General features: G+C 47.0%; 14 protein-coding genes. All 14 read left to right on the forward strand.

Going from position 1 to position 15,758, the window contains the following annotated elements; genetic code table 11:
- Window positions 1-6 precede the first annotated feature (6 nt).
- Genes rsmH through ftsA form a run of 14 tightly spaced genes read left to right on the forward strand, consistent with a single transcriptional unit; the run spans window position 7 to window position 15,724 of the window.
- On the forward strand, window positions 7-945 hold the full coding sequence (gene rsmH, locus B3S93_RS01785; RefSeq protein WP_292357827.1) for a 16S rRNA (cytosine(1402)-N(4))-methyltransferase RsmH: 939 nt from the start codon (window positions 7-9) through the stop codon (window positions 943-945).
- Window positions 942-1,235: a cell division protein FtsL gene (ftsL, locus tag B3S93_RS01790; protein ID WP_292357828.1), complete on the forward strand. Its 294-nt coding sequence runs from the start codon at window positions 942-944 to the stop codon at window positions 1,233-1,235. The genes rsmH and ftsL overlap by 4 nt, the downstream gene beginning before the upstream one ends.
- Window positions 1,232-2,941: a peptidoglycan D,D-transpeptidase FtsI family protein gene (locus tag B3S93_RS01795; protein WP_292357830.1), complete on the forward strand. Its 1,710-nt coding sequence runs from the start codon at window positions 1,232-1,234 to the stop codon at window positions 2,939-2,941. The genes ftsL and B3S93_RS01795 overlap by 4 nt, the downstream gene beginning before the upstream one ends.
- Window positions 2,938-4,458 carry a UDP-N-acetylmuramoyl-L-alanyl-D-glutamate--2,6-diaminopimelate ligase gene (locus tag B3S93_RS01800; RefSeq protein ID WP_292404030.1) on the forward strand — a complete coding sequence of 507 codons (1,521 nt, stop codon included), beginning with the start codon at window positions 2,938-2,940 and terminating at the stop codon, window positions 4,456-4,458. The genes B3S93_RS01795 and B3S93_RS01800 overlap by 4 nt, the downstream gene beginning before the upstream one ends.
- The gene (locus B3S93_RS01805) at window positions 4,455-5,807 is read left to right on the forward strand and encodes a UDP-N-acetylmuramoyl-tripeptide--D-alanyl-D-alanine ligase (RefSeq protein WP_292404025.1); all 1,353 of its coding nucleotides are present in this window, start codon (window positions 4,455-4,457) and stop codon (window positions 5,805-5,807) included. The genes B3S93_RS01800 and B3S93_RS01805 overlap by 4 nt, the downstream gene beginning before the upstream one ends.
- Window positions 5,807-6,889 carry a phospho-N-acetylmuramoyl-pentapeptide-transferase gene (gene mraY / locus B3S93_RS01810; protein WP_292357836.1) on the forward strand — a complete coding sequence of 361 codons (1,083 nt, stop codon included), beginning with the start codon at window positions 5,807-5,809 and terminating at the stop codon, window positions 6,887-6,889. The genes B3S93_RS01805 and mraY overlap by 1 nt, the downstream gene beginning before the upstream one ends.
- Window positions 6,886-8,241: a UDP-N-acetylmuramoyl-L-alanine--D-glutamate ligase gene (gene murD / locus B3S93_RS01815; protein ID WP_292404022.1), complete on the forward strand. Its 1,356-nt coding sequence runs from the start codon at window positions 6,886-6,888 to the stop codon at window positions 8,239-8,241. The genes mraY and murD overlap by 4 nt, the downstream gene beginning before the upstream one ends.
- Window positions 8,238-9,377, forward strand: coding sequence for a putative lipid II flippase FtsW (gene ftsW / locus B3S93_RS01820; RefSeq protein ID WP_292404019.1), 1,140 nt, complete (start codon window positions 8,238-8,240; stop codon window positions 9,375-9,377). The genes murD and ftsW overlap by 4 nt, the downstream gene beginning before the upstream one ends.
- On the forward strand, window positions 9,374-10,453 hold the full coding sequence (gene murG, locus B3S93_RS01825; protein WP_292404016.1) for an undecaprenyldiphospho-muramoylpentapeptide beta-N-acetylglucosaminyltransferase: 1,080 nt from the start codon (window positions 9,374-9,376) through the stop codon (window positions 10,451-10,453). Before ftsW ends, murG begins: the two co-directional genes overlap by 4 nt.
- The gene (gene murC, locus B3S93_RS01830) at window positions 10,446-11,864 is read left to right on the forward strand and encodes a UDP-N-acetylmuramate--L-alanine ligase (protein ID WP_292404014.1); all 1,419 of its coding nucleotides are present in this window, start codon (window positions 10,446-10,448) and stop codon (window positions 11,862-11,864) included. Before murG ends, murC begins: the two co-directional genes overlap by 8 nt.
- Window positions 11,864-12,754 (forward strand): UDP-N-acetylmuramate dehydrogenase, encoded by an 891-nt coding sequence (murB, locus tag B3S93_RS01835; RefSeq protein ID WP_292404012.1) that lies wholly within the window; start codon window positions 11,864-11,866, stop codon window positions 12,752-12,754. Before murC ends, murB begins: the two co-directional genes overlap by 1 nt.
- Window positions 12,751-13,689: a D-alanine--D-alanine ligase gene (locus B3S93_RS01840; RefSeq protein ID WP_292404009.1), complete on the forward strand. Its 939-nt coding sequence runs from the start codon at window positions 12,751-12,753 to the stop codon at window positions 13,687-13,689. The genes murB and B3S93_RS01840 overlap by 4 nt, the downstream gene beginning before the upstream one ends.
- Window positions 13,689-14,474, forward strand: coding sequence for a cell division protein FtsQ/DivIB (locus B3S93_RS01845; RefSeq protein WP_292357848.1), 786 nt, complete (start codon window positions 13,689-13,691; stop codon window positions 14,472-14,474). Before B3S93_RS01840 ends, B3S93_RS01845 begins: the two co-directional genes overlap by 1 nt.
- Window positions 14,474-15,724, forward strand: coding sequence for a cell division protein FtsA (gene ftsA / locus B3S93_RS01850; protein ID WP_292357850.1), 1,251 nt, complete (start codon window positions 14,474-14,476; stop codon window positions 15,722-15,724). Before B3S93_RS01845 ends, ftsA begins: the two co-directional genes overlap by 1 nt.
- The last annotated feature ends 34 nt before the right edge of the window (window positions 15,725-15,758 follow it).

Raw genomic sequence — 15,758 nt, forward strand, 5'->3', positions numbered from 1 at the left:
GGAGTCATGACAAACCAACTCCCAACACATCAACCGGTCCTTTTGAAAGAGACCGTCGAGGGACTGTTTATTCAGCCTGACGGTATCTATGTGGATGCGACTTTTGGTCGTGGTGGTCACTCTCGTGCCATTCTCCAACAACTTTCAGCAAACGGTCGTTTATTAGGATTGGATCGTGATCCAACTGCAGTGGAAGCAGGTCAGGCATTGGCGAAAATGGATACGCGCTTTGCGATTGAACATTGTGCTTTCTCTGAACTTTCAACGGTTATCCATTCCCGGCTCTGGCAAGGGAAGGTAAACGGTATTTTGATGGATATCGGTGTGTCTTCACCACAACTTGATGAGGCTGAACGTGGATTCAGTTTTCAACATGATGGCCCATTGGATATGCGGATGGATCCGACATCCGGCATGAGTGCGGCCGAATGGCTTGCCAGTGCTGAAATGAGCGAAATTGCTACTGTGATTAAAACGCTGGGTGAAGAACGTTACGGTAAACGTATTGCTTCCGCCATTGTGGAAACACGTGAACATACCCCTATCACCACAACAAAACAGTTGGCTGATTTGGTGGATAAAGCGAGTCCAACCCGCGATAAATTCAAACATCCGGCGACGCGTACTTTCCAGGCCATTCGTATTTTCATCAATAGTGAACTGGAAGAATTAACCAGTGCACTGGAACAGGCTTTAGAGATCCTGGCTGTGGGCGGTAGATTGGTCGTTATCAGTTTTCATTCGCTGGAAGATCGCATCGTCAAACGTTTTTTCCGCGACCAGGCGAAAGGTGATGATTTGCCCGCGCATTTTCCGGTGACAGCAGACCAATTAAATCCTCGTCTTAGAATTATCGGCAAGGCCATCAAAGCGGATGAAGCTGAGTTATCGGTGAATGTTCGCTCTCGCAGTGCGGTCTTACGTGTGGCGGAGAAACTTGCATGATCTGGCCTACGTTTTTCGAACATATCCGTATTGATTTGCCTGTGCTAGTCATGACTTTATTGGTGCTGGTCTCATCAGTTGCAGTGATCTATACCAAGCATGCGGGTCGTAGCGAATTTGTCGCGTTGCAGCAATTGGAAAACAGACGTGATCAATTGAATGAAGAGTGGGGCAAATTGTTACTGGAACAGAGCACATGGGCCAGTCCAGCCAGAGTTGAACAGCAGTCCCGTACCCGCCTGAATATGCAGGTACCCAGTAATGAACAAACCGTGGTGGTCAAACCATGAGTCGGCGCAAGCAAAACGGATATCAGCAAACCGGCAGCTGGCGGCTGAATCTGGTCAGACTGTCCTTTATCCTGATTGGTCTGGGTCTGTTATGGCGACTGGTGGATATTCAGGTGTTAAACCCTGATTTTCTGCGTAACCAAGGCGATGCCCGGCATCTGCGTAATGTTCCAATTGTGGCCCATCGGGGAATGATTCTGGATCGTCATGGCGAACCTTTGGCGATAAGTACCCCAGTCCATTCTGTTTGGTTAAACCCTCAGGTAACAGATGCAGAAGATCCAAAGCTGACCAAATTAGCTTCTATTCTGGGCATTGATGCCAATAATATTCGTCAACGGATTTATCAGAACCCTGAACGTGAATTTCTTTATTTAAAACGTCGGGTCAAGCCGGAAATCTCGGATCAGGTAAAACAATTAAAAATTGGTGGCGTTGCGTTGCAACGCGAATACAAACGCTATTATCCAACAGGTGAAGTAACAGCCCATGTGGTGGGCTTTACCAATATTGATGATGTTGGTCAGGAAGGACTGGAACTTACCTACGAGCCATTACTGACCGGTGTACCTGGACTGCGTCGCATGGTGCGAGACAGTAAAGGTAATTTTGTTGGTGGTGGCGATCCTATTCGCCCGGCAAAAGCTGGTGAAAACATCCAGTTAAGTATCGATTTGCGTTTGCAGTATCTGAGTTATAACGCGCTTAAAAACGCGGTTGATAAGCATGGCGCGAAATCAGGCTCTGCGGTGATTCTGGATGTTCAGACTGGTGAAGTCTTAGCGATGGTTAATCAACCAGCTTTTAATCCAAATAATCGTTATGGTGTGCAGTCGGCTGACTTACGTAATCGTGCTGTGACCGATCTGTTTGAACCAGGTTCAACAGTAAAACCTTTTACCGTTGCCAGTGGTTTGAAATCAGGCAAATTTGATCTCAACACGATGATCAATACACATCCGGGTACGATGCGGGTCAGTGGGCATACTATCCGTGATTTCCGCGATTACGGCATCATTAATTTGGCCACATCAATTCAAAAGTCGAGTAATGTTGCGGCCAGCAAAATTGCGTTGGAACTTGAACCAATGGAATTGTGGCAGGATTTTGCCAGTTTTGGCATGGGCGCTGAAAGTGGCGCCTATTTCCCGGGGGAAGCCATGGGAACTTTACCTGATCCGCGGACATGGCGAACCTTGGATCGGGCCACGCTGGCTTACGGTTATGGATTGGCAACAAATACGTTACAACTCGCCAGAGCTTATACCATCATTGGTAATGGCGGCATTATGCGCAATGTCACGTTTATCAAACAGGATAAAACACCCAAGGGACGTCGAGTTTTTTCCAAAGATTTAATGGAAACCGTACGCGGTTTGATGGAATTGGTTGTGCTTCCAGGTGGGACTGCCCAACGGGCGGCGGTACCAAATTACAGTGTAGCCGCAAAAACCGGCACGGTTAAAAAAGCTATGGCGGGAGGGTATACCGAGAGTGAGTATCAATCGCTGTTTGCTGGTTTGATACCGGCCAAAAATCCCCGCTTGGCAATGGTGGTGGTGATTGATGAACCAACAGGCGAAGAGTATTACGGTGGTGCAGTAGCCGCACCAGTATTTGCTGATGTTATGGTGGGTGCCATGCGTTTACTGAATATTGCGCCTGATGCACTTCCCCAAACGCAATTACAGGTGGCGCATCAATGAACTATCAAATGCGTCTTATTGATTTAATGCAACTGGTTGATAGTGACACGGTGTCGACAACAGTGGTTAGCGGTCTGAGTCTGGATAGCCGTCGGCTCAAATCAGGAGATTTGTTTTTTGCCTTAGCTACAGATCTGGAAATCCGAGACCAACATATCAAGCAGGCAGCTACAGCCGAAATTGCAGCTGTTTGCTATTCAGCAGAAGCACCTTTGGAACCGGAGCTGAGAAAACATCTCCAACAGCGGCAAATTGAAATGGTTGCTGTTAATGATTTGAAGGAGCAAACCGCTCGCCTGGCTGCGGCATTCTATCAATATCCTTCGGCAACAATGACGGTCATAGCGGTCACCGGTACCAATGGTAAAACTTCTGTCACCCAGTTTATCGCTCAGGCACTGGAAAACGCCGGTCAACCTTGTGGTGTTATAGGAACATTGGGCAGTGGAAGAATAACTGAGATAAAAGATCACGGCATGACAACGCCGGACCCCGTGCGTTTACAAGCAATGCTTGCAGAAATGCGTGACAACGGAATCCAGTACGTCGCTCTGGAAGCATCTTCACATGCTTTGGAACAGGGACGGCTGAATTTTGTTGATATTAACTATGCCGTATTGACCAATTTAAGTCGGGATCATCTTGATTATCACCAGAGTATGTTGGAGTACGCGGCGGCAAAACAACGTTTATTTGATTTTGCATCGCTAGAGGCTGCAGTAGTCAATGCTGACGATGACTTTGGTCAGCAGATATTGTCTTTACTTAAAAAAAATCAGATTAACAGTGTGGAGTATAGCTGCAGTAATTCCAAAGCAAATGTGTTTGCCAGTGATATTCAGGCGACAACTAATGGCTTGCAATTCAATTTACATAATGCGCAGCAAACAGTGGCCATTCAAACCCGTTTACTCGGCAGATTCAATGTCGAAAATCTATTGGCAACCGCCGGTGTACTTGCGTTAGTTGGTTGGTCAACGGATGAAATTGCCGACGGATTAAATCAATTAACCAGTGTAAATGGACGCATGCAACTGTTGGCGAGCAGTCTGCAACCATCAGTTGTGATTGATTTTGCCCATACTCCAGATGCATTGGAAAAAGCTCTGCTGGGTATGCGTCAACATATGGATAGTCGTTCGAAACTCTGGTGTGTATTTGGTTGTGGCGGTGAACGCGACAAAGGCAAACGGCCTTTGATGGGGAAAATCGTCAGTGAGTTAGCCGACAAACTGGTCGTTACTGATGACAACCCGCGTGGTGAGGAAAGTATGAAAATCATCGAGCAGATCCTGGCTGGTTGCCACAAACAAGCAGATATTCATATTGAAGCTGATAGAAAGCTAGCGATCGAATACGCCATTATCGATTCTGCTCTTGATGACATGGTCCTTATAGCCGGAAAAGGCCATGAACAATTTCAGGAAGTCGCTGGCGTAAAAACACCTTTTAATGATAACGAGATAGCGATGCAGGCCATACACAAACGTCACTCAGCAACAAGGGTAACTTTATGACCACTATTCACCTGAGCAAAATTGCTGAGCAACTGAACGCCGAGTTACACGGCGAAGATGCCGTGATGACAGGCAGCAAGATTGATAGCCGTCAGATTGAAAATGGTGATTTGTTTGTCGCGCTGTCCGGCGAGAATATGGATGGCCATGATTTTATAGAGCAGGCACGTTTGGCGGGTGCGAGTGGTGCATTAGTTAATCGGTATATTGCCAATGAACTGCCTCAGATTGTGGTTGATGATGTCACCAAAGCCTACGGAGCGATTGCCAGACTATGGCGGGAAAACAGTCATGCAAAAGTTGTCGCGGTAACAGGTAGTAACGGTAAAACCACGCTTAAGGAAATGATTTCATCCATTCTGGCGCAATCCGGCAACGTGTTGGCTACAAAAGGAAATCTGAATAATAATCTTGGTGTTCCGCTTACCCTGACGCGTCTTAATGATAGCTACGATTATGCGGTGATCGAAATGGGCGCAAATCATTCAGGTGAGATTGCCACTCTGGTTGCCATGGCGGAGCCCGATGTTGCTGTAATCAATAATGTCGGCGCAGCGCATCTCGAAGGTTTTGGTTCATTGCAGGGCGTGGCTGAAGCAAAAGGTGAGATCTATGCCGGCCTGAAAGCTGATGGCGTTGCGGTAATCAATGCCGATATGCCTTATGGCGATTTATGGAAACAAATACTGGGAGCGCGCCAACACATCAGCTTTGGGCTGCAGCAACCCGCAGATATTGTCGCATTAGACCTGCAGTTAGCCATTACCGGTAGTCATTTTATGGTGCGACTGGATGGGGTTTGTCATTTTATCTTTTTACCGTTACCCGGAATTCATAATGTCAGCAATGCCTTAGCGGCCATTGCGGTTTGTTCAGCGCTCAACATTGAGCCGGAAGCAATTGTTAAAGGTTTGGCTGCAATCAAAGCTGTTCCGCATCGCTTGCAATTACGCGAAGCGGTTAATAACGCATTAGTGATTGATGATACCTACAATGCTAATCCCGGATCGTTTCGTCAGGCCCTGCAAACCTTGATGCAGTTCCCGGGGGAACATTGGTTGGTACTGGGTGATTTCGGCGAGCTCGGACCAGAAAGTACTGCTATTCATCAACAGTTAGGTCGAGATGCACAGTCAGCTGGTGTGAAACGGTTGTTTACCATTGGGCAGCAAAGCCAGCTGGCCTCGGCAGAGTTTGCTGATAATGCACAGCATTTCAATGAGCTGTCAGAGTTGGAAGCGGAACTGAAAAATGCACTGAATAAAGATGTGGCGTGCTTGATTAAAGGCTCTCGCTTTATGAAGCTGGATAAGCTGGCGGATGCACTGGCCGTTGGAGGAGAAGCCTGATGCTGTTAATACTGAGTGAATATCTGAGCCAGTATTACACCGGCTTTAATGTCTTTCAATATCTGACATTACGGGCCATTTTAGGGGTAATGACCGCATTGGGAATTGCACTGATTGTGGGTCCTACGATGATCCGACATCTCAGTTTCAGACAGATTGGCCAGGTAGTCAGAAATGATGGACCTGAATCCCATATCAGTAAAACAGGTACGCCCACCATGGGCGGTTCTTTAATACTGGTTGCAATTGCCGTCAGTACCCTACTGTGGGCTGATCTGACAAACCGTTACGTTTGGGTGGTGTTACTGGTTACGCTGCTGTTTGGCACAATTGGTTTTGTTGATGATTACATCAAGCTGGTTCGTCAGGATCCCAAAGGACTGTTAAGCCGTTATAAATATTTCTGGCAATCAGTAGTGGGTTTGGGGGCAGCAATATTTCTGTACATGACAGTCCAGACACCCGCCGAAACGCAGCTTATCGTGCCATTTTTTAAAGAAATCATTATCCCTCTGGGGGCATGGTATCTGCTGGTGGTCTATTTGGTCATAGTTGGCAGTAGTAATGCTGTGAATCTGACAGATGGTCTCGATGGTTTAGCGATTATGCCTACGGTAATGGTCGCGGCAGCGTTAGGGCTATTCAGTTATGTTGCAGGACACTTTGAGTTTGCCAATTATCTGCAAATTCCACATATCCCTGGGGCTGGAGAATTAACCGTATTCTGTGCCGCAATGGTGGGTGCTGGATTGGGATTCCTCTGGTTTAACACCTATCCAGCCCAGGTTTTTATGGGTGATGTCGGTGCTTTGGCACTGGGCGCAGCGCTGGGAACGGTTGCGGTTCTGGTACGCCAGGAATTGGTATTACTGATTATGGGCGGGGTTTTTGTCATTGAAACTCTGTCAGTAATGATTCAAGTGGCCTCATATAAATTACGTGGCAAGCGAGTGTTCCTGATGGCGCCAATTCATCATCACTATGAATTAAAAGGCTGGCCGGAACCACGCATTATTGTTCGATTTTGGATCATCACCGTATTTCTGGTGCTGGTCGGTTTAGCGACGTTGAAAATACGATGACAGCAGAATTACAGCAACATAGTTCGCATTACAGCCTGATTGTTGGACTTGGGCAGACAGGATTGTCATGCGCACGGTTTTTATTGCAGCAGGGTAATGCTGTGGCGGTAATTGATAGCAGTGAAAAACCTACCTGTCTGAATGCTCTGCAAAAAGACTATCCAGAAGTTGTCGTGAAAACAGGTGGTATCCCTGCCGATTGGTTAATGCGAGCTGACAGTATTGTATTGAGCCCCGGCGTTGATCCGCGTTTGCCCCAGATTAAACAGGCAGCAGAAGCCGGGATTGAGATTATTGGTGATATTGAGTTATTTGCACGCCACGCCAACGCCCCCATCATTGCAATAACCGGTTCGAATGGTAAAAGTACCGTCACCACTTTAGTCGGTTTAATGGCACAAATGGCCGATAAAAAAGTTGCAGTTGGCGGTAATCTTGGCACACCGGCATTGGATTTGTTGACTGATCCTGCTCCAGATTTCTATGTACTTGAGTTGTCCAGTTTTCAGATGGAAACAGTGCATTCTATGAATGCATTTGCTTCAGTGATACTCAATGTCAGTCCCGATCATCTGGATCGTTACGATTCGATCGAAGATTACCAGCGTGCTAAACAAAAGGTTTATAGCGGTAGCGGTGTCATGGTGATAAACCGAGATGATCCTATTGTTTCTGCGATGGCTGAGGCTGGAAGAGATCAGCTTGGTTTCAGTCTGCATGAATCAACCGGTTATGAGTTTGGTGTACTGACCCAGAGAGGACATCTCTGGCTGGCTGAAGGCGATACGCCGTTAATGCTGGTCAGTGATATGAAAATTGCCGGCAGCCATAATATTGCTAATGCATTGGCAGCATTAGCTCTGGGGTCTGTAATGGGACTGCCGATGGATGCCATGTTAAAAGCCTTAAAAGAGTTCAAAGGGCTGCCACATCGTTGCCGGTTTGTACGCGAATTACACGGAGTACGCTGGTTTAATGATTCTAAAGCCACTAACGTTGGCGCCAGTATCGCTGCAATAGAGGGTATTGCAGAGAATGGCAAGATTGTTTTGATTGCCGGTGGTGTTGGCAAAGGACAGAATTTTGCGCCGTTAAGACCGATCCTCAATGACTATGTCAGCACTATCGTATTGATTGGTCAATCTGCTGAAGAAATAGCACGACATGTACCGGAAACAGTTCAGGTCCATTTTGCAGCAGATATGAAAGCTGCGGTTCAGGCGGCAAATATTTCTGCACAAGCGGGTCAGCAGGTTCTGCTTTCACCAGCCTGTGCGAGTTTTGATCAGTTTGCCAATTACGCTGATCGTGGCGACCATTTTGAACAGGCTGTCAGGGAGTTGGCGGCATGAGTCGTGTAAGCACCTACTTCGATTCAAAGCTTTTAATGGCCGCATTGGCCTTATTGTTGATTGGTTTGATTATGGTGTGTTCAGCTTCCATAACCATTGCTGAGAACAAAACCGGACAACCATTATATTTCTTTATCAGACAATTGGCATTTGCCGGACTTGGATTGTTTTTTGCCTGGTGTGTGATGTCGATAAGATTGTCTCATTGGCAACAAATGGCACCGATGTTATTGATGGTCGGTGTTGGTCTATTAGTATTGGTTTTGATTCCTGGGATCGGCAGAGAAGTTAACGGTAGTTCACGTTGGTTACCTTTGGGGCCAGTCAACCTTCAGGTAGCCGAACTGATTAAATTGTTTGCCATTATTTACGTGGCAGATTATCTGCAACGCCATCATGGACAACTAAACACATCCCTATTAAAGGTATTGTCTCCATTACTGTTGTTGAGCGTAGCAGCAGTATTGATGTTAATGCAGCCTGATATGGGCTCCATCGTCGTCATTTTGTCCACCGTATTGGTGATGATGTTTCTGGGCGGTGCCAGATTAGACGTATTTATTGGCTTGATCGCCATTCTGGCAGGGTTGTTTACTATGATGGTCTGGCTGGCGCCTTACCGTCTGCAACGTCTACAAAGTTTTATGGATCCCTGGGCCGATCCGTTTGGAAGCGGTTTCCAGTTAACGCAGGCACTAATTGCATTTGGTCGCGGTGATTGGCTGGGGGTGGGTTTAGGCAGCAGCATGCAAAAATTATTTTATCTGCCCGAAGCACATACAGACTTTTTATTTTCAATTCTGGCAGAAGAACTCGGGTTAATTGGTGCTGTGGCAGTAATCGCTTTGTTTCTGACCATGATTTGGCGTGCGTTGGCGATAGGCCGAGCAGCAGAAGAAGCGGGTCAATTATTTGGCGCACAAATCGCCTTTGGCATTTCGGTATGGCTGGGGTTACAAGCTTGCGTCAATATTGGCGTCAATATGGGCGTGTTACCTACCAAAGGCCTCACATTGCCATTAATGAGTTATGGCGGTAGTAGTCTGGTTATTGTTTGTGTTGCCATTGGTCTGTTATTGCGAGTAGATCTGGAAACCCGTCAACCAGAAAAAGCTTCAGCGAGGGTCAAACGATGACTCGCGTATTAATTATGGCTGGTGGAACTGGCGGACATGTATTTCCAGCATTAGCCTTGGCTGAAGAACTACGTTCACGTTCGGTGGATGTTGAATGGATTGGCACAGAGCGTGGTATTGAATCCCGTTTAGTACCAGCAGCTTCCTTTAAATTAAATTTAATTCCGATTAAAGGCTTACGTGGCAATGGCCTTTTCGGTTGGCTGGTAGCGCCGTTCAGGATTTTACGTGCAGTACTCGAATCCAAAAAAGTGATTAAACGTTTTCAGCCTGATGTGGTGATCGGCCTGGGAGGTTTTGCTTCAGGCCCAGGTGGTCTGGCAGCATGGCTTTCCGGCAAACCGTTATTAATACATGAACAAAATGCTATTGCCGGATTAACAAATCGCTTGCTGGCAAAAATTGCCAAACAGGTATTGCAGGGATTTGAAAACAGTTTTGTCAGCAGTAAGAAAACCAGATGGGTTGGCAATCCAGTTAGAAAAGAAATTGAACAGTTACCTGAGCCACAGATTCGTTATCAGGCAAGGGCTCAGAAACCGTTAAAACTATTGGTGCTAGGTGGCAGCCTGGGAGCAAAAAGTTTAAATCAGGTTGTACCGCAGACGCTGGCATTACTCAGTAAAGAACACACAATCAATGTCATTCATCAATGTGGTGAAAAACATCTGGCTGACTGTCAGCTTGCTTATGAACAGGCAGGAGTAGCGGGTACGGTCACCAAGTTTATTGACGATATGGCGAAAGCCTATAGCGAGGCAGATCTTATTATTTGCCGGGCAGGTGCACTGACCGTGGCCGAGGTCGCAGCAACAGGTATTGCGGCAATTCTGGTGCCTTATCCGTATGCAGTAGATGACCACCAGACTCACAATGCTCAGGCATTAAAAGACGCAGGCGCTGCATTACTGATAGCCGATTCAGCACTTAACGCAAAAGATCTGGCAGCAGTAATACGGCCATTACTGGCAAACCGAAAACAATTGGAACAAATGGCAATACAGGCAAGAACATTGGCAAACCCCGGAACAGCAATGCAGATAGCAGATATCTGTCTGGAGTGGGCAAATGGCTAAATTAACCTCAGCAATGCAAAGTCGGGTCAAACATATCCATTTCATCGGAATTGGTGGTGTCGGTATGGGCGGAATTGCCGAAGTACTGCTGAATCTGGGATATCAGGTCAGTGGTTCGGACTTGAATGAAAACAGTTTGATTCAACACCTGCGCCAGCTTGGGGCCAATATCATGATTGGTCATGACGCGGCATACCTGAAAGGTGCTGATGTGGTGGTAGTAACAACCGCAGTGAGCGCTGACAACGTTGAAGTCATGGCGGCTCGTGAACAGCGTATTCCAGTAGTGCCTCGTGCAGAGATGCTGGCTGAATTAATGCGTTTCAGTTATGGCATTGCCGTGGCGGGTACGCATGGTAAAACCACTACAACCAGCTTAACTGCTGCATTGTTAAGTGAAGGCGAGTTGGATCCAACCTTTGTGATAGGTGGTCGATTAAACAGTGCGGGTTCCAATGCAAGATTAGGTACCGGACGTTATTTAGTCGCTGAAGCAGATGAAAGTGATGCGTCCTTTTTATACCTGCAGCCGATGATCGCCATTGTGACCAATATTGATGATGATCATATGGCGACCTACGAAGGGGATTTTGAAAAGCTTAAAGCCACTTTTATTGAATTTCTGCATCACTTGCCGTTTTATGGTCTTGCGGTGTTATGCATAGATGATGAAGAGGTTCAGAGCATATTGCCTGAAGTGACTCGTCCCATTACAACCTATGGCCAGGATGAACGAGCCGACTTTAGAATCAGTGATCTGCAGCAGTACCAGGGGCAAAGTGAGTTTACAGTCAGTGAAGCTCAAAGTGGTGTGCAATATCAGGTTCGTTTAAATATGCCCGGTCTGCACAATGCACTCAATGCGACAGCTGCTTTAGCCGTCGCCCGTAACTTGGGTGTTGACGTAGCCGCTTGCCAACGGGCGCTATTGAAGTTTGATGGTGTTGGCAGACGCTTCAATATTCTTGGCGAGAAAACCATCGGCCAGGGGCAGGTGTTACTGGTAGATGATTATGGTCATCATCCTACAGAAATTGCAGCGACAGTTGCCGCTAGCCGCGGAGGCTGGCCGGATCGTCGTTTAGTGGTTGTTTTCCAGCCACATCGATATACCAGAACGCGTGATTTGTTCGAAGATTTTGCCCGTGTGCTGTCAACGATAGATGTTTTGGTTGTGCTGGAAGTTTACCCTGCAGGCGAAAATAAAATTGCGGGTGCTGATGCTCGCAGTTTATGCCGTGCCATACGATTACGTGGACAGGTTGAACCGGTATTTGTGGAAGATAAACAAGCCTTGTTTTCTGTACTTCCGGGATTACTAAAGGATCAGGATCTATTGCTTACCCTTGGTGCGGGCGATATCGGAACCATCGCTAAAGAGTTGGATCAACAACTTGAGGAGATGAGCTAATGGTCTCCATGTTTACCGAGTTGCAAGGCGAATTGAAAATAAATGAGCCGTTATCTCAGCACACTTCATGGCGAGTAGGCGGAATAGCAAAGCGTTTTTATCAGCCAAAAGATAAAAATGATCTGGCGTCTTTTTTACGCCAGTTGCCAGCTGATGAACCTTTATTATGGTTAGGCTTGGGTAGCAATTTATTAATACGCGATGGCGGTTTTGCTGGCACGGTTATCAGCATGGCCGGAACCATGCAGGCGCTAGATATAGATGATCAAAGAGTTACCGCTGAAGTAGGTGTTTACTGCAGCAAAGTTGCCAAGCAATCCGCCAAACAGGGTTTAAGTGGGGCAGCCTTTCTGGCAGGTATTCCAGGCACATTTGGTGGTGCATTGGCGATGAATGCCGGTGCTCATGGCTGGGAAACCTGGCAGTTGGTCAAAGAGGCAACAACCGTAACGCGTCAGGGCGAGTTGAAAAAGCGTCCTGCCAGTGACTTTAACGTTGACTATCGTCATGTCGAACTGCCAGAAAAAGAATGGTTTGTCTCAGCCACACTGGAACTACAGCTGGGAGATGCAGAAACTGAAACAGCATTAATTAAACAGCTGCTGAAAAAACGTAACGACAGCCAACCCACCAATCAACCATGTGCCGGTTCAGTATTTCGTAATCCACAAGGCGATTATGCCGGGCGCTTAATCGAGCAGTGCGGTTTGAAGGGGTTGCGAGTTGGTGGGGCAAGCGTGTCGGCAAAACATGCCAACTTTATTGTCAATGACGGGGCTGCTAGCGCGGCTGATATTGAAGATTTGATTAATTTAGTCAGACAACGTGTAGAAGCAGAGACAAAAGTGCGATTGATCCCCGAAGTTCACATTATCGGAGAGCACGCATGAGCGAAATAAATATTACTCCACAAAGTTTTGGTCGGGTTGCCGTGTTGATGGGTGGACGTTCAGCAGAACGTGAGATTTCGTTGAAAAGCGGCCGTGCGGTATTAGCTGCTTTACAGTCACTCGGTGTCAATGCTGTTGAGCTGGATGTAGATAAAACGGTTAGTGAACGTTTGCGTCAGGATAAATTTGATCGGGCATTTATTATCCTGCATGGCCGTGGCGGTGAAGACGGTGAAATTCAGGGTGTTTTGCAGTCATTGCAAATTCCTTATACCGGTAGCGGCATCACCGGTGCGGTACTGTCAATGAATAAACGTTTGAGCAAACAGATTTGGCAAAGTCAGGGTTTACCAACACCAAAATATGTGCGCTTAAATCGTCAGTCCAACCCTCAGAAAATTGTTGAAGAATTGGGTTTGCCGATAGTCGTCAAGCCGGTCAACGAAGGGTCCAGCATCGGTATGAGTAAGGTGACATCAACCGAAGCACTGCAACAAGCCATTAGCCTTGCTTTTGACTATGACGATGAAGTTATCGCTGAACAATGGGTGCATGGGGCGGAATACACGGTGAGCATTTTAAATGGAGAAGCGCTGCCGGTTATTCGATTAACAACACCCAGAGAGTTTTACGACTTTGAAGCCAAGTATCTGGCGGATTCAACCGAATATTTGTGCCCGTGTGGTTTAAGTGATGCTGATGAAAAACGCTGTCAGCAATTGGCAATCAACGCTTTCAATGCGCTCAACATGTCTGGCTGGGGGCGCATTGATGTTATGGCGGATCAGCAAGGTGATTTTTATTTGTTGGAAGCGAATAGTGTGCCCGGTATGACTGACCACAGCCTGGTGCCAATGGCAGCTCGTCAGGCAGGAATCAGTTTTGAAAATCTGGTTGGGCAGGTGTTAAAGAGCAGTCTGGAGGGCAAACGCTGATGGCTATCAGACAACGTCCAAAAGCCGGAGCAACACGGACCCGTGTGGTGAAACCACGCGAACAAATGAACTGGCAAAGTAACTTGCGAAATGTCAGTACTGTGTTGGTTCTATTGATACTGATTGTCGGTGTCGTTTATTTAAACAACACAGATACGCTGCCGATTCAGCATGTCACGGTAGAAGGTGAATTAATCAATACCGATAAACAGGATTTGATTGAGGCGGTAACCCCATATGTGACCGGTAGTTTCCTTGATGTAAACGTGGCAGGAATTCGTGCGGCAGGTGAAGCACTTCCCTGGGTATCACAAATACAGGTAAGACGTGTCTGGCCGGATACCTTGCATTTAATGGTCAGTGAGCATCAGGCAATTGCACTGTGGAATGAAGATGGTCTGGTCAATACACGTGGCCAGGTGTTTTATCCCGAGAGCGGAAAAATGCCTGCCGGACTTATTCAGTTATTTGGGCCTGAAGGCAGCAGTGAGTTGATGTCACGGCAACTTGTGACTATACAGCAGTCTGTAGATTCGCTTGGATTAAGGGTGAAAAGTCTGACCATGGATGAGCGCCGTTCCTGGCAGGTGAAATTTACAGATGATATGCAGCTGCAATTGGGACGTGCAGAAAGTGAGCAGCGATTAGCCCGATTTATTCGAGTATTTGAAGGCCCGTTGGCCAGTTACCGCGATCAAATCAAAATTGTGGATATGCGCTACACCAACGGACTTGCAGTTGTTTGGAAAACCGGTAAGCAACCTGATTTTAATGGAATTGTGTAATGTCGAAACGAATTGAAAGAGAACTGATTGTCGGACTGGATATCGGCACTTCCAAAGTGGTAGCGATCGTGGCAGCGCCGATTCTGGATGCCGGTCCCAATGACAATAAACTGGAAATTATCGGTATCGGTTCGCATCCGGCCAGAGGCATGAAAAAAGGGGTAGTGGTCAATATTGAATCTACTGTGCAATCCATTCAGCGAGCGGTAGAAGAAGCCGAGCTGATGGCTGGATGCCAGATCCACTCTGTATTTGCCGGGATTGCCGGAAGTCATATTCGTAGTCTGAACTCACATGGCACCGTAGCCATTCGAGATAAGGAAGTGACACAGGGTGATTTGGACCGGGTACTGGATGCCGCTCGGGCAGTTCATTTCCCTGGCGATCAGCAATTACTGCATGTATTGCCTCAGGAATTCATTATCGATAACCAGGAAGGTATACGTGAGCCTATCGGCATGTCAGGAGTACGGCTGGAAGCCAAAGTGCATCTGATTACCGGGGCTGTCAGTGCCGCTCAAAACATCACCAAATGTATCGAGCGCTGTGGATTGATTGTTGATGGAATCATATTGGAACAGATGGCTTCCAGCTACTCGGTACTGGAACAGGACGAGAAAGAACTGGGTGTCTGCATCGTCGATATCGGTGGAGGTACAACGGATATTGCCGTGTTTATTGATGGTGCCATACGTCATACCGCTGTGATTCCGATCGCTGGCGATCAGGTTACTAATGATATTGCGGTGGCCTTACGTACGCCCACCCAGTATGCCGAAGAAATCAAAATCAAATATGCCTGTGCACTGACACAACTGGCACGGGAAGATGAAACCATAGAAGTGCCAAGTGTCGGAGACAGACCACCTCGTCAACTAGCGAGACAGACACTGGCCGAAGTGGTTGAACCACGTTATGAAGAATTATTAATGCTGGTACAGGCTGAACTGCGTCGCAGTGGCTTTGAAGAAATGTTAGCTGCCGGAGTGGTATTGACCGGAGGCAGTTCAAAAATGGAAGGTGCAATCGAACTGGCAGAAGAAGTTTTCCATTTGCCGGTAAGGCTTGGTGTACCCCAGCATGTTGGTGGTTTAGTAGATGTAGTACGTAATCCAATCCACGCCACAGGTGTGGGTTTATTACTGTTTGGAAATGAACAAGTGAGTACCGGACACAGTGAATCTGTGATCTCGGATGGTTTTAAAGGAATGCTTGCCAGAATGAAAAGTTGGTTTCAGGGCAATTTCTGAGCAAGCCTTGTTAGTAAATAAAGAGGGGAGAAAA

It is taken from the genome of Methylophaga sp. UBA3613 (genome assembly GCF_002375415.1).
Classification (GTDB): Bacteria; Pseudomonadota; Gammaproteobacteria; order Nitrosococcales; family Methylophagaceae; genus Methylophaga.